The organism is Mesorhizobium sp. M0018 (genome assembly GCF_040323955.1).
In the GTDB taxonomy this organism is placed as follows: Bacteria; Pseudomonadota; Alphaproteobacteria; order Rhizobiales; family Rhizobiaceae; genus Mesorhizobium.
In genome coordinates this window covers 1-17652 of the sequence record NZ_JAMYVL010000032.1, presented here as the reverse complement: position 1 = coordinate 17652, position 17652 = coordinate 1, and the positions used below count along the sequence as shown (strand labels likewise).

Annotated in this window: 14 protein-coding genes, 1 tRNA gene and 2 pseudogenes; 6 read left to right on the top strand and 11 right to left on the bottom strand. The window is 59.4% G+C overall.

Annotation, left to right across the window (positions count from 1 at the left end):
- Nucleotides 1-125: 125 nt before the first annotated feature.
- The 6 genes from NKJ81_RS29250 to NKJ81_RS29225 all read right to left on the bottom strand — a co-directional run bounded on the left by NKJ81_RS29250 (nt 126) and on the right by NKJ81_RS29225 (nt 6583).
- Nucleotides 126-890 carry a glycosyltransferase family 2 protein gene (locus tag NKJ81_RS29250; protein WP_352542575.1) on the bottom strand — a complete coding sequence of 255 codons (765 nt, stop codon included), beginning with the start codon at nt 888-890 and terminating at the stop codon, nt 126-128.
- Between the two features lie 21 nt (nt 891-911).
- Nucleotides 912-2006, bottom strand: coding sequence for a GDP-mannose 4,6-dehydratase (gmd, locus tag NKJ81_RS29245; RefSeq protein WP_352542574.1), 1095 nt, complete (start codon nt 2004-2006; stop codon nt 912-914).
- A 147-nt stretch (nt 2007-2153) separates the two neighbouring features.
- Nucleotides 2154-3431: a sugar transferase gene (locus tag NKJ81_RS29240; RefSeq protein WP_352542573.1), complete on the bottom strand. Its 1278-nt coding sequence runs from the start codon at nt 3429-3431 to the stop codon at nt 2154-2156.
- A gap of 34 nt (nt 3432-3465) precedes the next feature.
- Nucleotides 3466-4800, bottom strand: a complete 1335-nt coding sequence (locus NKJ81_RS29235; protein ID WP_352542572.1) for a UDP-glucose dehydrogenase family protein — start codon at nt 4798-4800, stop codon at nt 3466-3468.
- A 146-nt stretch (nt 4801-4946) separates the two neighbouring features.
- Nucleotides 4947-5537, bottom strand: coding sequence for a transcription termination/antitermination protein NusG (nusG, locus tag NKJ81_RS29230; protein WP_352542571.1), 591 nt, complete (start codon nt 5535-5537; stop codon nt 4947-4949).
- 455 nt (nt 5538-5992) lie between these two features.
- Nucleotides 5993-6583 (bottom strand): biotin transporter BioY, encoded by a 591-nt coding sequence (locus NKJ81_RS29225; protein ID WP_352542570.1) that lies wholly within the window; start codon nt 6581-6583, stop codon nt 5993-5995.
- Nucleotides 6584-6696: 113 nt separating this feature from the next.
- Here NKJ81_RS29225 and NKJ81_RS29220 point away from each other — a divergent pair, with 113 nt between their 5' ends.
- Nucleotides 6697-7605, top strand: coding sequence for an MBL fold metallo-hydrolase (locus tag NKJ81_RS29220; RefSeq protein WP_352542569.1), 909 nt, complete (start codon nt 6697-6699; stop codon nt 7603-7605).
- A 13-nt stretch (nt 7606-7618) separates the two neighbouring features.
- On the opposite strand, the gene NKJ81_RS29215 is transcribed toward NKJ81_RS29220, so the two are convergent.
- Together NKJ81_RS29215 and NKJ81_RS29210 are read right to left on the bottom strand one after the other, a co-directional pair.
- Nucleotides 7619-8404 (bottom strand): DUF1499 domain-containing protein, encoded by a 786-nt coding sequence (locus NKJ81_RS29215; RefSeq protein WP_352542568.1) that lies wholly within the window; start codon nt 8402-8404, stop codon nt 7619-7621.
- A gap of 83 nt (nt 8405-8487) precedes the next feature.
- Complete coding sequence (locus NKJ81_RS29210; RefSeq protein WP_352542567.1) at nt 8488-10116, bottom strand: fatty-acid--CoA ligase; 1629 nt, start codon at nt 10114-10116, stop codon at nt 8488-8490.
- Nucleotides 10117-10291: 175 nt separating this feature from the next.
- Between NKJ81_RS29210 and NKJ81_RS29205 the strand changes: the two genes are divergently transcribed.
- Nucleotides 10292-10678 carry a hypothetical protein gene (locus tag NKJ81_RS29205; RefSeq protein ID WP_352542566.1) on the top strand — a complete coding sequence of 129 codons (387 nt, stop codon included), beginning with the start codon at nt 10292-10294 and terminating at the stop codon, nt 10676-10678.
- A 125-nt stretch (nt 10679-10803) separates the two neighbouring features.
- The gene (locus NKJ81_RS29200) at nt 10804-11193 is read left to right on the top strand and encodes a DUF427 domain-containing protein (RefSeq protein WP_352542565.1); all 390 of its coding nucleotides are present in this window, start codon (nt 10804-10806) and stop codon (nt 11191-11193) included.
- Here the strand turns inward: NKJ81_RS29200 and NKJ81_RS29195 are convergent, their stop codons facing one another.
- The 3 genes from NKJ81_RS29195 to ppdK all read right to left on the bottom strand — a co-directional run bounded on the left by NKJ81_RS29195 (nt 11194) and on the right by ppdK (nt 15990).
- Nucleotides 11194-11931 carry a polysaccharide deacetylase family protein gene (locus tag NKJ81_RS29195; RefSeq protein WP_352542564.1) on the bottom strand — a complete coding sequence of 246 codons (738 nt, stop codon included), beginning with the start codon at nt 11929-11931 and terminating at the stop codon, nt 11194-11196.
- Between the two features lie 141 nt (nt 11932-12072).
- A complete protein-coding gene (locus NKJ81_RS29190) occupies nt 12073-13014 on the bottom strand; it encodes a glycosyltransferase family 9 protein (protein WP_352542563.1) in 942 nt (313 codons plus the stop codon).
- Between the two features lie 297 nt (nt 13015-13311).
- Nucleotides 13312-15990, bottom strand: coding sequence for a pyruvate, phosphate dikinase (ppdK, locus tag NKJ81_RS29185; protein ID WP_352542562.1), 2679 nt, complete (start codon nt 15988-15990; stop codon nt 13312-13314).
- Nucleotides 15991-16181: 191 nt separating this feature from the next.
- Between ppdK and NKJ81_RS29180 the strand changes: the two are divergent.
- The 3 genes and pseudogenes from NKJ81_RS29180 to NKJ81_RS29170 all read left to right on the top strand — a co-directional run.
- Nucleotides 16182-16516 (top strand): annotated as a pseudogene (locus NKJ81_RS29180) (VOC family protein).
- A gap of 114 nt (nt 16517-16630) precedes the next feature.
- Nucleotides 16631-16705, top strand: a tRNA-Gln gene (locus tag NKJ81_RS29175).
- Between the two features lie 637 nt (nt 16706-17342).
- Nucleotides 17343-17652 (top strand): annotated as a pseudogene (locus NKJ81_RS29170) (calcium-binding protein); the annotation flags it as partial.

Below are 17652 nucleotides of genomic sequence, written 5' to 3'. Positions count from 1 at the left end.
TACTGTTTTTAGGCTCGCCGAAACACGGGAGCTCGAGCAAATCTGAGATGAGTCAGCTAAAAAGACTCGCCTTACAGTTATCCAACCCACCTCGCATACCGCAAAGAAAAAACCTTGTTTTCGTTTCATGCCCGGGACCTGCCGCGACCCACGAAAAACTGCCCAACTTTGCGTACAGGCTTTGCGATGAGCGCATAGTCTATCCCACCCGAACCCAGCCATCGGCGGCGTGCTCGCAACGCTTCCATATTGTGCAAAACATGAGATTTAAGGCTGCGCGTGCTCTCGCCACCAATCATCATGTCAACCAAGACCTGCTCGATTGTGGCCGATTGAAATCCATGGAGTTCAACAGCTCTGAGCATCCAATCATAATCCGATGCCACCTTGAAATTAAGGTCGAAAGCACCGATCGCTTCGGCGACCTTCCGTTTAACATAGAACGTGGGATGGGCCGGCATCCAGCCGGTCCGAAACCCCTTGGCGGGTCGGGGAACCGCACGCCAACGGCGTACGACCCGCTTGGTCAGATGGTCTTCAACAAAGTCTAGGTCGCCATGCACAATGTCCGCTTGTTCGAGCCCTGCGGAGATTCGCCTCAGCGCCGTGCGGTCGTGAAAGCAATCGTCGGAATTAAGAACCCCTACGGCATCACCCGTATAGAGCCGCAGTGCTTTGTTGAGTGCATCATACATTCCGCTGTCGGGTTCGCTGACCAACCGAATCTGGTCCTGTGAGTAAGATCGGATTATCGACAACGTCTCATCCCACGAGCCCCCATCTATGACCACCAGTTCCTTGTCCAAATGGTCCTGGGCCAAGAAGCTGTCGAGCGTATGGTTAATTGTCGCCGCCGAATTCCGGCAAACTGTTAAAACCGAGATTTTCATGTCACCTCGGTTCAACGCTTCTTACTGTGCCGCAATTCGAATCTGATCCTCGTCCAGACGCCTGTGCTCCGATTCGCGCTTTACCGTTTCAAGGTCGGACTGGACCATTTCCTGGATCATGGTTGCGAGGGACGTTGTCGCCTTCCACCCTAGAACGCGCTCCGCTTTCGAGGCGTCGCCAATCAGAAGCTCAACTTCGGTCGGTCTGAAATAGCGCGGATCCACCTCGACCAGAACGGCGCCCGATTTCGCGTCGATGCCTTTTTCGTCGATGCCCGAACCAACCCATTGGATCTCGGTCCCAACCTCATTGAATGCAAGCTCGACAAAGCGGCGGACCGAGTTCTTCACGCCGGTTGCGAGAACGTAGTCGTCCGGCACGTCATGCCGAAGAATTCGCCACATACCTTCGACATAGTCGCGAGCGTGGCCCCAGTCCCGCTCGGCAGACAGATTGCCGAGGTAAAGCTTGTCCTGAAGGCCCAAGCTGATCGCAGCAGCCGCCCGGGTGATCTTGCGGGTGACGAACGTCTCGCCGCGCATCGGGCTCTCGTGGTTGAACAGTATGCCGTTGGAAGCATGGATGTCGTAAGCTTCGCGGTAATTCACTGTGATCCAATACGCATAGATCTTTGCGGCCGCATATGGCGACCGGGGATAGAAAGGGGTCGTCTCGCGTTGCGGGATCTCCTGCACCTTACCGTAGAGCTCGGAAGTCGACGCCTGATAAAAACGCGTCTTTTTTGTCAGGCCAAGCAGCCGGATGGCTTCGAGGAGACGCAACGTACCGATCGCATCCGCGTTCGCCGTATATTCCGCGGTCTCGAAGCTCACCTGGACATGCGATTGTGCGGCGAGATTATAAATCTCGTCTGGCTGCACTTCCTGGACGATGCGGATGAGGTTGGTGGCGTCGGTCATGTCGCCATAGTGCAACGACAGCCTGACGTTCTTTTCATGAGGATCTTGGTAGAGACCGTCGATGCGACCGGTGTTGAACGACGAGGAACGCCGCTTGATGCCATGAACATCATAGCCCTTTGCCAAAAGAAGTTCCGCCAAATAGGCGCCATCTTGGCCGGTGATGCCGGTAATGAGTGCGGTCTTCCTAGTCATTGTGTTTTCTCCAAGGACGATACAACGATATTTCCAACGCTCGTCAGCAAATCTTAGAATTTACCCGTTTCAAAAAAACGTCGCTGCCCCGTCCTATGCTCGTAAGGGACGGTATTGCGACGTTGGCTCCCGATCTTCGCCGTTCGGTCAACGCGCGCCAAATCCTGTCAGCATGGTTCGGATGGTACGAAACACAATCAGCACATCGAGCCAAGGGGAGAAATTTTTGATGTAGTAGAAGTCGTAGTGAAGTTTCTCCAGAACGTCGTCCACGGCCGCAACGTGCCCCTGATTGACTTGCGCCCATCCGGTAATGCCAGGCCGAACGATGTGCCGATATCGATAGAAGGGCAGCTCCGCTTCGTACCATTTCGAGAGCACGAGTGCTTCCGGCCGAGGACCGATCCAACTCATCTCGCCGCGCAGAATGTTGAACGCCTGCGGCAACTCGTCGATCCTGGATTTTCTCAAGAGCTGCCCCAAGCGGGTGATGCGCGCGTCGCCGGCCTTTGTGATCGCCGCTTCTTTCTCATCGCCGATGATGGCGCTGCGCTTCATCGTTCGGAACTTGTAGACCTCGTAAGGAAGTCCTCTGTAACCCATTCTTATCTGTCGAAATAGCGCCGGCCCAGGTGAATCGATCTTTATGGCAATCGCCACGAACATCAGCAATGGCGAGAAAACAACAAGGACAAACAATGCAGAAACCCAGTCAATGGCCTGCTTTATTTTCAGGTAAGCCTGATTCGGGTTCAAAGAGCCTAGGGTATTTTCGGAAAGATGCTCGATCTCAACCCGGCCGGTCAGGGATTCGCTGATCTGTTTGACGTGGTAAACCGGCGTTCCCGAGAGCGCACGGTCGGCGATGTACCGCTCCCACTCATCTGAAAGGTCGGCCCGAAGATCGGCCACGACGCCGTTTGCATACTCGATAACCCTGTCAGGCGAACGGATCCAGTGCCAACTCACGCCTGGTATGCTTTCGAGCCTACTGACATCTCCGCCAGGAATTATTGCCAGCCGGTATGGAGCTAGCCTTCGTGTGGCTAAATGCAAGCCGAAATACCACAATGTTGATTGGATGAAGCTGGCAGCGGCTTGGAACCGGCTGTAGTCAAATCGAAAAAAGAAAATGCTCGCAAAAACCAGACCGTAGGTCAGCGCAAAGGTGGGTAGGATGTAACCTGTTGCTGCCACACCAGGAAAATTTCCAATTCGCTTATAAAACAAGTAGCCTGTCGTGTGAGCAATGAATGCAGCCAAAATCGTGACCTGCATGTTTGAAGAAAATATTACGCCGAAACCAAACGACATACGGATAAGCACAGGAATCAAGATAGCGAAGGTCAATCCGCCAAGCAATTGAAAGCGCATCCGAAGCAAAAGGTGTCTTGCTTTAGGCAGGGTAATTGTAGAAGTGTTCAAGTTTATTTCCGCTAACCTGATCGACATTTATGCTTCAATGATCCGCATCCATTCGACGAGATATCGCTCCTCGTCCGACGCTCGAATAGGCTATGCCTTCCCTCACGACGTCCTCGCCGCGATAGACGTTTCGCAGGTCGACCATCACCGGCGTCGCCATGAGTGCACGGAGCCGCTTCAGATCCAATGACCGAAACGCATTCCACTCGGTGACGATGACGATCGCATGCGAGCCGTCGGCTACCGCGTAGGCGCTTTCGCCGAATTCAATACCCTCGATCATTTTGCGTGCCTGCTCCATCCCGACCGGATCATAGGCCTTGATCGAAGCGCCCGCATCCTTGAGTGCCTGAATGATGGCCAATGAGGGGGCGTCGCGCATATCGTCGGTGTTCGGCTTGAACGTAAGGCCGAGGATACCGATGGTCTTGCCGCGCACCGATCCGCCGCAGGCTTCGACCACCTTGCGCGCCATCGCCCGTTTGCGCTGGTCATTTATCGAGACCGTCGTTTCAATAAGCCGCATGGGGCTTGCCGCGTCCTGCGCGGTCTTGACCAGCGCCAGCGTATCCTTCGGGAAACAGGAGCCACCGTAGCCAGGCCCGGCATGAAGAAACTTTGCACCGATGCGGTTGTCCATGCCGATGCCGCGTGCGACGTCCTGCACATCGGCCCCCAACCTCTCGCAGAGATCGGCAATTTCGTTGATGAAGGTGATCTTCATGGCCAGAAACGCGTTGCCGGCATATTTGGTGAGCTCCGCGGTACGTCGGCTGGTATAGAATATCGGCGCGGCATTCAACGAGAGCGGGCGGTAGATCTCGCCCATGACCGCCTTGGCCCGTTCGGCATCGGTTCCGACAATGATGCGGTCGGGCCGTTTGAAATCCTCGATCGCCGATCCTTCGCGAAGAAATTCCGGATTGGAGACCACCGCAAAATCGGCGGCGGAATTTTGCTCGCGGATGATCCGTTCCACCTCATCGCCGGTACCGACAGGGACGGTCGATTTCGTCACCACGACCGTAAATCCTTTGAGCGCGCGGCCAACTTCGGCGGCCGCGTCGTAAACGAAGGACAGATCGGCGTGCCCATCGCCACGCCGTGACGGCGTGCCGACGGCGATGAAAACGACATCCGATTGAGAAACGGCATCGGCCAGATTGTCGTCGAAACGCAAGCGGCCTTGCGCGGTGTTGGTGGTGACGAGGTCGTCGAGCCCTGGCTCATAGATCGGTATCTTGCCAAGTTTGAGCATGGCAAGCTTTTCCGCATCCCGGTCGACGCAGCAGACCTGATGGCCAAAGTCGGCAAAGCAGGCGCCCGAGACGAGCCCTACATAGCCGGCACCAATCATTGTTATTCGCATACCGCGTACTCTCAATCAGCGCCGATGAGATGATCTCGCCAGACAGCGCCTATTCCCCACCGAACGACGGCTACCGCACTCCCGGGTGAAACCCGAGAGCGCATCCTACAACAATTTACATCACGACGCCGCCTTGATGTTTGCGGCTACGCGATTGCTACGAGATCCCTGGCATCCAAGTCGACAGGGATTTCGCCATTCATGATGGCCACCAGAACCCGGGCTCTTCCGGCTGGATCGAGCCGGTCAAGGCGACCGATCTGTTCCGCGAGAGGGCCCGAAAGGATTCGGACCGAGGCACCAGCTGCGAGGCCTCCACTGAAATCAAGCAGCCCGTCCTCACCGGTCAATGCAATGAAACGCTCTACCAGACCCGAGGGGACCGGCAAAGGCCGGTCGCCTTGTGTGACGAGGGAGCGCACACCGAATGTTCCATTGACCGAGCGCCAACGTTGCAGCGCGAGGTCGAGGGCGATGAACATATAGCCCGGGAAATAAGCCGCAGACCGTGTCTCGAGCCGCCGGGCATGACGCACGGTTTTCTCGCAGCGAGGCACAAAGGGCTCGAATCCCTGGATCCGGAGATGCCGCTCTGCGACATGCTCCTTCCCGGGAAAGACGCTGGCCGCATACCAGCGGGTTGCCGGCGCGGCGGTCGGCCCACGCGACAGGGCTGTTGCCTTGCTCGTTGTTTTTTCCGCGCTACTCACGTGTCTTCCTTCGGCGGTCAGCGGCATGATCTCAGGTCAACGGTTACGACAGTGTGTGGATACCAGCAAGCAACCAAGCCACTAAAGTCAAGGCGGTTGGGTTAAGAATTTCCTACACATTGTCCAGAAATTTAGCTGTGCCTAAATAATCACCGAGCCGCTTTCTTTTTCAGCTGGCTGAGATGCTATGTCGAGCAATTTATTTCCATACGTAGGTGCTTGGTTACGCTGGTCGTGACGAATCGCCCGTTGGTTCTGGTACTTAGCCCGTCGACTTGAAGCTAATGTGACGGATGGCGTCGCGCTAGAAGCCAGCCGCCAGCGAGAAAGATCCTGCACGGCCACACCAACTACGGCGAAAACCATTCGACAGGTAATCGCGCAGAACAGGTTGCCATCGAGTCATGGGGTTCAGGCAATAGCTTGGTGACAGCGGTGCAACATGCAGGTCCGTTTTTGGCTTAAGTTCCGCTCGACCGGCTTTACGAACGCTTCAACAGCGACCAGACAGCCGGCACCAAGCTCGCGGCCAGCGCAACCTTGATCAGATCGCCGACGATAAAGGGCACCACCCCGAACTGCCAGGATTTTTCCGGGCCGATCAACAGCGCCAGCCAGGCAAAGCCCATTACCATCATGACGATCTCGGCCACCAGCATGGCATTGAAGAGCTTGATAGGATGGCGATCCCAGCCACGGTCGGCAGCCCAGCCGACGATCGCCGCCATGACGACGAAGCCGGCAAGATAACCGCCGGTCGATCCGAGCATGTAGGCGATGCCGATGCCCTTTTCCGGCGTGCTCTGGAAGACCGGAAGCCCCAGCGCGCCCTCAGCCATGTAGAGAAGCAGCGTGGCGACGCCAAGGCGCATGCCGAAGGCGGCAGCGATCAGCAAGACGGCGAGCGTCTGCATCGAGATATCGACCGGTCCGAGCATGACCTTGGTCTTGGCAGACAAGATCAACAGCAGCGTTCCGGCGATCGCCAGCAAAAGCTGTCCTGCCAGCCGTGCCGCGCCCTTTTCAGGCAGAGCGAGAGAAATAAGCGGACGCATCGTCGTTGCAATTGCCATGGTCTTCCCCGTTCCAGATTGCCGCCGAACGCGGCCTTGCGTTTTCCTATATTGGCTTCCGTGCTATGCGGCAATCGGTTTTGCCCTCGCCCCAAAAAGGTCGCGACGTTCGCATGGCGCTGAAATTCGACACACGCTTCGAACCGTCCTATGGCAAGGGCGTGATCGTTGCGCCTGGTATTCAACGCGTCACGGCCCCGAACCCAAGCCCGTTCACCTTTCACGGAACCAACAGTTATATCGTCGGTCGCGAGACGGTGGCGGTGATCGATCCCGGACCGGATGACGAGGCACATCTTAGAACACTGCTCGAAGCGATCGGGACCAGGCCGGTCAGCCATATCTTCGTCAGCCACACGCATCGCGACCATTCGCCGCTGGCGGCGCGGTTAAAGCGGCATACGGGTGCGGTGGTTCTGGCGGAGGGCCGGCATCGCCCGGCGCGGCCGTTGCGCACCGGCGAGGTCAATCCGCTCGATGCCAGCGCCGACATCGAGTTCGTTCCAGACGTCGCGCTACCGGATGATATGGTGATCGACGGCGATGGCTGGGCGATCCGGACGGTGCTGACGCCCGGCCATACCGCCAATCACGCGGCCTTCGCGCTGGAGGGAACCGGCATCCTTTTCTCGGCCGATCACGTCATGGCGTGGGCAACCACGATCGTCGCACCGCCGGATGGCGAGATGGCCGAGTACATGACATCGCTCGATCGGCTGATCGAACGTGACGACCGGCTGCTGCTGCCCGGTCATGGTGGGCCGGTGACCGAGCCGCGCAGCTTCATGCGCGGATTGAAAACGCATCGCAAAATGCGCGAACGCGCAATTCTGGAGCGGATCAACAGCGGCGACCGGACAATCAAGGACATGGTGAAGGTGATCTATCGCGACACCGACCCGCGCCTGCATGGCGCGGCCGGTCTGTCGGTGCTTGCCCATCTGGAAGACCTGATGGCGCGCGGCCTGGTCCACACCGACGGCGCGCCGGCTATCGACGGCATCTATTCGCCGGCAACCTAGCACACTTCGGATATCATTCCGCCGGCGCCACGCCCACCTGGCCGGCGACTTCCTGGTCGAGTTCGGAAAGGAAATCGGTGATACGCGCTGCATTGTCGCCAAGGTCGTAGCGGCCGTAACGCGAGGCCGAGCGCATATCGACGATGACCGCATCGCCGTCGTCGGTCACGCGGATGGCAACATCGGCGGGAAGACCAAGCAGCAAGCCCTTGGCCAGCGCATCGACCGTCAGGTCGCTTTGCCCTGCTGCGTCTGGAAACGGCGCCGTGAGCTGCCAGCCGCGCCGATCGAGCACCGTTTTGACCGCCTCCAGAACGCGATCGAAAGGCAAGGTGTAGCTGCGTCCGGTAACAAGCGGATAAGCTTCGATTTGCAGGCGCTGCTCGCCGGGTGTCGGCGGCAAAAGCTCGTTCATATCCTTTGTCCGGGTGGAAATATCGAGCACCGGTGGGTCGTCCAGATCCGTCGAGATGTCGCGCAGCGGCGGATAAGTGGCCACCCAATAGGCCGCGACGCCGTAAGGGATGAGCACCAGAACCGCCAGCAAGGCGCCGACGGTCAGGTCATGGCCGCCGCGATCACCGAAATTCCACAATCGCGCAAAGGCAAACCCGGCGAACAGAAGCGCAAACGCGGCCAGCAAGGCGACAATGGCGAGCACCCACAGGAATGCCGACGTCTCGACGAGATCATATCGGTGGCCGATGAGTACGGTCAGCAGCAGGACCGCCGAAAAGGCGCCGGCGCGCCGCGACCAACCGGCAGCCCTCGATGTCTGTCGCTCGGGAATTCCCGTCATTGTTTTCCGCGCTGCCCCAACCCGAACACAGGCATAGTGCCTTTCAGCGCCGGCTTGAAGACGCAAAGACGCCGCATCTCCGGTCAATCCGTCGGCAGGTGATAATCCCGGAATTGCTGGCGCAAGGTAATCTTCTGGATCTTGCCGGCAGCCGTGTGTGGGATTTCGCCGACAAAAGCGACGTCGTCCGGCATCCACCACTTCGCCACCTTGCCGTCCATGAAAGCGAGAATATCCGTCTTGGTCGGCTCCCTGCCCGGCTTGCGTACGATCACGAGCAAAGGCCGCTCGCCCCATTTGGAATGCGGAATGCCGATGGCGGCGGCCTCCGCCACGTCGGGATGGCCGACAGCGAGGTTCTCGAGCTCGATGGTCGAGATCCATTCGCCGCCCGACTTGATCACGTCCTTGGCGCGATCGGTGATCTGCATGTAGCCGCCGGGGTCGATATGCGCGATATCACCGGTATCGAACCAGCCGTCTTCATCAAACTGTTCGGATCCGATGCCGCCATAATAGGCGCGCGCGACGGCCGGCCCGCGGACTTTGAGTCGGCCGAAGGTCTTGCCGTCCCATGGCAGCTCGTTATCGTCGTCATCCGTTATCTTCATTTCGATGCCGAATGGCGTAAAGCCCTGCTTCTGCTGAACGGCGAGGCGAGCCTCGCCCTTCAGCCCGGCGTAATCCGGCTTCAAGGTGCACAGCGTGCCGAGCGGCGACATCTCGGTCATGCCCCAGGCGTGGACGACCTGGACATCGTAATTGTCCTGGAACTTCGTCGTGATCGCGCGTGGACAGGACGCGCCGCCGATGACGACTTTCTGCAGATAGGGCAGTTTCTTGCCAGTTTCTTCCAGATGCTGGAGGAGCATCATCCACACCGTCGGCACGGCGGCGCTGAAGGTCACCTTCTCGGTGTCGAGCAGCTCGTAGATCGAAGCGCCATCCATCTTGCAGCCGGGCATGACCAGCTTGGCGCCGATCATCGGCGCGCTCTGGGCAAGGCCCCAGGCGTTAGCGTGAAACATCGGCACGACCGGCAATACGGTATCGCGCGACGACAGGCCCATGGCGTCGGGCATCGCTTCGATCATGGCGTGCAGCACGTTCGAACGATGGCTGTAGAGGACGCCTTTCGGATCGCCCGTGGTGCCCGAGGTGTAGCACATACCGGCGGCGGTGTTTTCGTCGAAAGTCTTCCAGGCGAAGTTGCCGTCGGCTTCAGCAAGCCATTCTTCGTACGCAACCACATTGGGCAGCGCAGTCTCCGGCATATGCGCGTTGTCGGTCAGCACGATAACCTGCTTCAGCGACTTGACCGCGCCGGCGATCTTTTCGAGCAGAGGCAGGAAGGTCAGGTCGACGAAGATCGCCTTGTCCCCGGCATTGTTCATGATCCAGGTGATCTGCTCGGGAAAGAGCCGCGGGTTGAGCGTGTGATAGATGGCGCCGACACCCATGATGCCGTACCAGGCCTCGATATGGCGCGCGGTGTTCCAGGCCAGGGTCGCGATGCGGTCGCCAAGCCCGAAACCGTCACGCTCGAGCCGCTCGGCGACCTTCAGGGCACGATCATGGATTTCGGCATATGTGCTGCGCACGATCGGCCCCTCGATCGAACGCGACACGATTTCGCGGTTGCCGTGCTGCCGCTCGGCATTGTCGATCAGCTTATGGCAAAGCAGCGGCCATTCCTGCATCAGCCCGAGCATCTTGTTCCTCCCGTTATTTTTTCGCCATTGTGGGACGAACCGGCGGATTGTCCAGCCAGGATCGGGCTGGAGCGGGGCATGGAGCCAATTGAGGCCGAATTCGCCACAATCCGGCCATGCTCGGCGTTAACGTTGATTAACGGCGGGGCGCGATTGGCGAATGAAAGAGGTTCGCATGGACGCGCAGCTCGACGACAAAGCCCTCGAAAATACGCTTGCCGAAAGCCTGGCCGATCTGGTGGCCGCCGATGTGGCGCAGGCCGATCGGGTGCCTGACGCCAAAACCGTTTCCGAAGATGAATTCGTCGAGGTCGTCGGCGGCGCCCTCGAAGCTGTCGGCGGCACGCTCTTGTTCAAGATGTGCGTCGAGAACGAGGGCGAAGCCCAGCACGTCGCCGCCGCATCGGTCGGCGATGGCGGCAATCGCCAGTTCCTGCTGCTCACCTTGCCGACCAACGGTGGTGCTTTGAAGGTCGAGACCACCTCGAAAAGCACCAATCCGGTGGCCGGGATTGCTGCCGCCTATGCCGGGCTGATGGACGCTTTCCAGGCCGCCGCCTGATTTTAGGCGCGATACCGGAGGAAAGCGGAAGACTGCCAGCCGCGGGCGATGCCCGCCGGTGGCTGGCAGGTCTTGCGCAACGCGCTTGCCAGACACATCTTGGGGTAGAGGCAAGGAGATCCGATATGGACCAGATCGCAAATCCGTCACCCGGCTTTCAGAGCAATCCGGGCAAGGTCATCAGGGTCGAGCCTTACAAGGGCACCGTGACGGTGCGCGCCGGCGATGTCGTTATCGCCTCGTCCAGCAAGGTCAAGGTGCTGACCGAACCTCCCTATCCGCCTGTTTTCTACATTCCGTTCGGTGACATCGACTTCAAACAGCTTGGCAAGACCGAACACTCGACCCATTGCCCCTATAAGGGCGATGCCAGCTATTGGAGCGTGCTGCCCGCCGGCGATGCAGGCAAGGATGCGATGTGGGCCTATGAGCGGCCGTTCGACGAGATGGCCGATATCCGCGACCACGGCGCGTTCTATCCGAACAAGGTGACCATCGAGGCCACGCCCGACTGATCAGTCGGTGGTGCCTTCATCGCCGATGCCGTCGGCATCGTCGAGCCGCACGAAGGTGAGGCCCTTGGCCTTCAGCGCCAGAAGTCCCTGCACTACGCCTTCGCCGGCCGCATGGGTCGGCTGGTTGATGTGAGCGATGATGACGTCGCCGTCCTTCGCCGCGGCAATGCGCCGGGCGGTCTCTTTTGCGCCGAGCAATGAGCCGCCATCGCCGTTGATCGAGAATCCGGCGATCTTGAAACCAAGCTTGCGTATCATCGCGATCGCCGACGGGCTGTATTCGGCGGTTGCGCCGCGAAACCATTTCGGCGCCGGTTCGCCGGTCACGGCAAGAGCGGCAGCACCCGATTCGACCTCGGCCAGCACGGCCTCCGGGCTGCCGGCACTGCGAATGCCGTAGATCTTTTGCGGCGTGTCGACGGCCGGGATGTGGCGGCCGCCATGGTTTTCCAATTCAAACAGTTCGGGATGCGCCCGCATGATCTCGACGGCGGCGGCGTTGTGCTTCAGCCAGATGCCGGTGACGAAAATGGTGGCAGGAATCTTGTTTTCCACCAGCGCCGAGAGAATCCGTGTGTCGGTCCTTCCGCCGCACGCATCGAGCGTCAGCGCGACGCGGCCGCCGCCCGCCTCGGCCTTGATGTGCAGCGTCGGTGCGACGAGCAACTGGGCGTTGCCAGGAGAGACAGCCCACAGCGATATCGCAACGGCGCAAAAATACTTTTGGAACAGGCGCATCGATTTATTTCCAGGTCGGCCGGATCAAAGTTGAAGCGGCGACCCCAAGACCGGCATCAAGGCGGAAATCGGGACGGTGCCCCTGCAAAAGCGTCGGCAGCGGCAATTTGACCGCCGGCCTGACCTTTGGCAAGTGCGAGGTCACAACGCGTGCTCCACGTCCTTAACCTTACGTGAAAGGATCGCGAGCACCGCGTCGACCACCGCTTTGACCTCAAGTCGCCAGACGCAGCAAGCCTTGCTCGGATCGGGTCGGCGGCACAGGTCCCTGGCTATGCACTCGCAAGGCATGGAGGGCCGCGGCGTAACACTGACCACGCCGACAGGCCCCCAGACGGCCGGGTCGGTCAGGCCGAACAGGCCGACAACCGGCGTTCCCGCGGCCGCCGCCATCTGCATCGGGCCACTCTCGTTTCCCAGAAACAGGCGTGCCTGGCCGAGGACCGCCAGCAGCGTTGCCAGTGACAGCGCCCCGACCACGTTGACGACCGGCGAAGCGGCCTTGGCGACGATGCGCTCGGCCGATGCCCGTTCATCGGGGCCGCCGACAAGCAGGAAGTCCAACCCGGTCTGCCGCGAGATCTCGTCGATGGCCAGCGCAAAACGTTCCGGCTGCCATTGCCGCCCCCGGAAGCTCGCTCCTGCATGAACGGCTATGAAGGCGTTACGCCGGAGATGATGCCGGTCGAGAAGCGCCAATGCCCTGGCGGTCTCCAGCGGCAGCGGCTCAATCGTTGGGACCGGCGCACGCAACTTCACGCCAAGCGCCTCAAGCGGCGAAAGATAGCGGTAGAGATAATGCTGGCCACCAAAGCCAAACGGCTTGGCCAGGACGTTGGCGGGCTGGCGTTCCAGCCAGCGCAACGGTTTTTCGGGGGGATCATATCCGACGCGGGTCTTGGCGCTGACGAGCCTGACAATGATGCGTGAGGTTTTGGAATCGGCCAGGTCGATGGTCAGGTCAAACCGGAAGCGGCGCAGAGCGCGCACCATCGCGTAAAGCTCGCAACCACGCTGCACAGGGGTGCCACGCATCCGTACGCGTCGGAACGCCACCACGTCCGTGGCGATGCCATGAGCCAACAGGAAACTGGCAAAGTTCGCCTCGCAAAGGAATACGATCCTGGCCTTTGGATATTGGAGACGCAGGTTTCTGGCGAGCGCGGAAGCGAGGACAAGATCGCCGATGAATTTCGTCTGGAGGATGAGAATCGAGCGGACGTGCGTGGGCGGGTTCTGCAACATCTGTTTCTGGCACCGGGGCGGGTTCGGGGGCCGGAAACTGGGCAGAAACGATGTCGGGATTTGGAGCCGACAGACGCACGTTCGCGTGAATTCGGTTACAAATCGGTAAGGTCAGATGCCGGTGGACTCCAACTCCTATCCGCGGCCGTTCTTTGCAGCCTGCACCGCCGCTTGCGCGGCGGCCAGCCTGGCGATCGGCACCCGGTATGGCGAGCACGAGACGTAGTCGAGGCCGACCTTTTCGCAGAAATGGATCGAGGCCGGGTCGCCGCCATGCTCGCCGCAAATACCGAGCTTGATGTCGGGCCGCGTCGCCCTGCCCTTTTCGGCCGCCATCCGCACCAGCTCACCGACACCCTCTATGTCGAGCGACACGAACGGATCCTGCTCGATGATGCCTTTTTGCCGGTAGGTCTCGAGGAACGAGGCCGCGTCGTCGCGCGAGATGCCGAAGGTGGTCTGGGTCAGATCGTTGGTGCCAAAGGAGAAGAATTCGGCCGCCTCGGCGATGATTTGGGCGCGGATCGCGGCACGCGGCAGTTCGATCATCGTGCCGGTCAGATAGTCGATCCTGACACCGGTCTCCTCCATCACGCTTTTGGCGACCGCATCGATGCGTGCCTTGACGAAGTCGAGCTCCTTCACCAGCCCGACCAGCGGCACCATGATTTCGGGGACCACCAGCGCGCCGGCCTTCCTGCCGGCCTCGATGGCCGCCTCGAAAATGGCGCGCGCCTGCATCTCGGCGATCTCGGGATAAGAGACGGCAAGCCGGCAACCGCGATGGCCGAGCATCGGATTGAACTCGTGCAGCGCCTCGGTGCGCCGCCGGAGCTTGTCCGGCGACACATTCATGGCGGCGGCGACCTCGGCCACCTCCTCCTCGGTCTTGGGCAGGAATTCGTGCAGCGGCGGATCAAGCAGGCGGATCGTCACCGGCAGCCCGGCCATGATCTCGAACAGTTCGAGGAAATCCGAGCGCTGCATCGGCAACAGCTTGGCCAGCGCCGTTCGACGGTCCTTTTCCGTATCGGCCAGGATCATCTCGCGCATGGCAATGATGCGATCGCCGTCGAAGAACATGTGTTCGGTGCGGCAAAGACCGATGCCTTCGGCGCCGAAGGACCGCGCCATGCGAGCGTCCAGCGGCGTCTCGGCATTGGTGCGCACCTTCATGCGGCGCGCGCCGTCGGCCCATTCCATGATGGCGGCGAAATCGCCCGAGAGTTCGGGCTGCAGCATCGGTACCGCGCCTTTCAGCACCTGGCCGTTGCCGCCGTCGATGGTGATGATATCGCCCTTGCGGAACGTCGATCCCATCGCCATCAGCGTGCCGGCCTTGTAGTCGACTCGCAGCGAGCCGGCGCCCGAAACGCAAGGCTTGCCCATGCCGCGCGCCACAACAGCGGCGTGGCTGGTCATGCCGCCGCGCGTCGTCAGGATGCCTTCGGCCGCATGCATGCCATGGATGTCTTCGGGGCTGGTCTCGATGCGCACCAGGATCGCCTTGCGGCCTTGTGTCTTGGCCTCCTCGGCGTCGTTCGAGGAAAACACGATTTCGCCAGTGGCAGCACCTGGCGATGCCGGCAGGCCGACGCCGATGATATCGCGCGCCGCCTTCGGATCGATTGTCGGATGCAGCAACTGGTCGAGCGAGGCCGGATCAATGCGGGCGACGGCCTCCTCCTTCGAGATCAGCCCGTCCCTGGCCATGTCGACTGCAATCTTCAGCGCCGCCTTGGCGGTGCGCTTGCCTGACCTGGTCTGCAGCATCCATAATTTGCCGCGCTCAATGGTGAATTCGAGATCCTGCATGTCGCGGTAATGCTTTTCCAGGCGGTCGGAGATGCTGACGAAAGCCTGGAAGGCGTCAGGCATCAGCTTCTGCAGCGACGGCTTGTCGGAACCGGCGGCAATGCGCGCCGCCTCGGTGATGTTCTGCGGCGTACGGATACCGGCAACGACGTCCTCGCCCTGGGCGTTGACCAGGAACTCGCCGTAGAGCTGCTTTTCGCCGGTCGACGGGTTGCGGGTGAACGCGACGCCGGTGGCCGAGGTGTCGCCCATATTGCCGAAGACCATGGCCTGGACATTGACCGCCGTGCCCCAGCTTTCGGGAATGTCGTGCAGGCGCCGATAGGTGATCGCGCGGTTGTTCATCCAGCTGGAAAACACCGCACCGATGGCGCCCCACAGCTGCTCGCTCGGATCCTGAGGAAACGGCTTGCCGAGCTCCTCCTCGACCTTGGCCTTGTAAAGCGCGATCACGCCTTGCCATTCGATGGCTGTCAGCTCGGTGTCGAGCTCATGGCCGAGGCCGCCCTTCTGGTCCTCGAGGATTTCCTCGAAGACCTCATGGTCGAGGCCCATGACGACATCGGAATACATCTGGATGAAACGGCGGTAGCTGTCATAGGCGAACCGCGCATCGCCTGAATCGGCGGCAAGTGCCTCGACCGTCTCATCGTTGAGGCCGAGATTGAGCACGGTGTCCATCATGCCGGGCATGGAGGCGCGGGCACCGGAGCGAACCGACACCAAAAGCAGTTTCGACGGTTCGCCGAAACGGCGCCCGGTCAGCCGACCGATATGGTCGAGGGCGATCGCAACGTCGGCTTCCAGCGGGGCCGGATACGCGTGGCCGTTGGCGTAGTAGGCGTTGCAGACCTCGGTAGTGATGGTGAAGCCCGGCGGCACCGGCAGGCCCAGGCTGCACATTTCGGCAAGATTGGCGCCCTTGCCGCCGAGCAGATTGCGGTCGCCGGCACGGCCTTCCGCCGCGCCATCGCCAAAGGTGTAGACCCATTTGGTCATGCTTGCTCCCCGGTTGCAGGAGATTGGAAATACTGACAAATCGAGCGATATGATGCTGCAGTGCGAAAGGCAAGGCATCGACCAAGCCGGCCGGCCTCTACAATCGATTAAGAAAAGCGGCGCCGAAAAGACTTGCTTTTTGGAAAGCTTTGTTGTCGAACATAGCGTGAACAAAAGGCTGAACGACGAGAATGACCGGAAAGCTCGATTATTTGGAATACCGGCGACAGGCGGAACGCTGGACAGGGTGAAGGCTTTCTACAGCGCGGCCTTCTCGTGGTCGTTCACCGATTGCGGGCCGACCTATTCAGCCTTTGCCGAAGGCTGGACGGCGGCTTTCAGGCGGATGGCCAAGATGCACCGGCCAAGCCGCTGCACGTGCTCTATTCCGAAAGGCTAGGGGAAACATTGAGCGCCGTCGAAAATGCCGGCGGCACCATCGTCAAGCCGATCTTTTCATTCCCCGGCGGCAGGCGGTTCTATTTCGTCGATCGCCGGCAATGAAATGGCGGTGTGGAGTGAATAGATCCGTTCAAAGTGACGATTGCAAAACTGGTGGGTCGGTCGCGCATAGTCGGGATTGAGCTTTCTCCCGGCTCGTCCTATAAGGCCGCGCGCACAGCGGGTACGCTCCGGCTGTTGGGGCGTCGCCAAGTGGTAAGGCATCGGTTTTTGGTACCGACATTCCCAGGTTCGAATCCTGGCGCCCCAGCCAGTTCTCCAATTCTGACGATCTCCCGAGTCGTAATCTCAGTTGCAGACACCTTGGTCGCGGACTGGTATCTGCGGTATCTGTCCACAACAAATTGGTGTCTCCGGCAGAGAGCGCGATGCGGCTGGCATCTTAGTTTAATGTCGGCTCAATTGGCCGGCAGTCAAATGTATCTTGTGGAGAAAAGCAGTTTTTCTGCCACGGCTTGGCGTTCGATCTTATAGTTTGAGACTTTTATAATCAAAAACACCGGATTTTTTGTTGCTTTTCTTCAGACAAGTCAGCGCCTCCAACGCCTTCTCTAGTATCAACCAGTTCAATAATCAAATTCATTTTAATAAAATTCAATTTCTTTTTTAAACGTCAGCGATCATGTTATCTTGTGATATCAGCAACAACTAGAATACAGTAGAAATGTCAATAAACATCTATTGGAAAACAACGGGGGTATATCTGCAGTTAAATTTGTTTTATCGCACAATGTTTACTATCTGTAAGTATATTTTTCGCCGCAACGTGAGAATCCTGCCGCCGATCAATCATTCTATCAGAGCCTGCAGGTATGTGATTTGGCGCTAATATACACCTTCTAGTAGGCAGACATCCGCGGGCGCTATCGAATCAAAATGAGGGATTATGGATGGCAACTCTGCACTATGCATCGGGTGGTTCTGCCACCGAAATCGCAACCGCCGGCTTCAATCTGGCTGACGTTCAGTATGTTTCGCTGGTCGACGCATTGCCGGATGGCATGAAAGGCCTGGTGTACCTCAACGAGCATGAGGGCGTAACCGCATCCTTCATCGAGAAAATGACCCCCTTCCTCGGCAATCCGAATGTGTTTGGGTTCTATCTGGTTGACGAGCCCGATCCCACGGGCAGGTGGGGCACCTATGCAACCGCCGAGAACCTGAAGGCGGAATCCGACTGGATCCATGAGCATTTTCCAG

What these genes read in the sequence shown, in the direction of transcription:
- NKJ81_RS29250 (WP_352542575.1), bottom strand. Translation starts at nt 890, where the DNA reads ATGAAAATCTCGGTTTTAACAGTTTGCCGGAATTCGGCGGCGACAATT.
- gmd (WP_352542574.1), bottom strand. Translation starts at nt 2,006, where the DNA reads ATGACTAGGAAGACCGCACTCATTACCGGCATCACCGGCCAAGATGGC.
- NKJ81_RS29235 (WP_352542572.1), bottom strand. Translation starts at nt 4,800, where the DNA reads ATGCGAATAACAATGATTGGTGCCGGCTATGTAGGGCTCGTCTCGGGC.
- nusG (WP_352542571.1), bottom strand. Translation starts at nt 5,537, where the DNA reads ATGCCGCTGACCGCCGAAGGAAGACACGTGAGTAGCGCGGAAAAAACA.
- NKJ81_RS29225 (WP_352542570.1), bottom strand. Translation starts at nt 6,583, where the DNA reads ATGGCAATTGCAACGACGATGCGTCCGCTTATTTCTCTCGCTCTGCCT.
- NKJ81_RS29220 (WP_352542569.1), top strand. Translation starts at nt 6,697, where the DNA reads ATGGCGCTGAAATTCGACACACGCTTCGAACCGTCCTATGGCAAGGGC.
- NKJ81_RS29215 (WP_352542568.1), bottom strand. Translation starts at nt 8,404, where the DNA reads ATGACGGGAATTCCCGAGCGACAGACATCGAGGGCTGCCGGTTGGTCG.
- NKJ81_RS29210 (WP_352542567.1), bottom strand. Translation starts at nt 10,116, where the DNA reads ATGCTCGGGCTGATGCAGGAATGGCCGCTGCTTTGCCATAAGCTGATC.
- NKJ81_RS29205 (WP_352542566.1), top strand. Translation starts at nt 10,292, where the DNA reads ATGGACGCGCAGCTCGACGACAAAGCCCTCGAAAATACGCTTGCCGAA.
- NKJ81_RS29200 (WP_352542565.1), top strand. Translation starts at nt 10,804, where the DNA reads ATGGACCAGATCGCAAATCCGTCACCCGGCTTTCAGAGCAATCCGGGC.
- NKJ81_RS29195 (WP_352542564.1), bottom strand. Translation starts at nt 11,931, where the DNA reads ATGCGCCTGTTCCAAAAGTATTTTTGCGCCGTTGCGATATCGCTGTGG.
- ppdK (WP_352542562.1), bottom strand. Translation starts at nt 15,990, where the DNA reads ATGACCAAATGGGTCTACACCTTTGGCGATGGCGCGGCGGAAGGCCGT.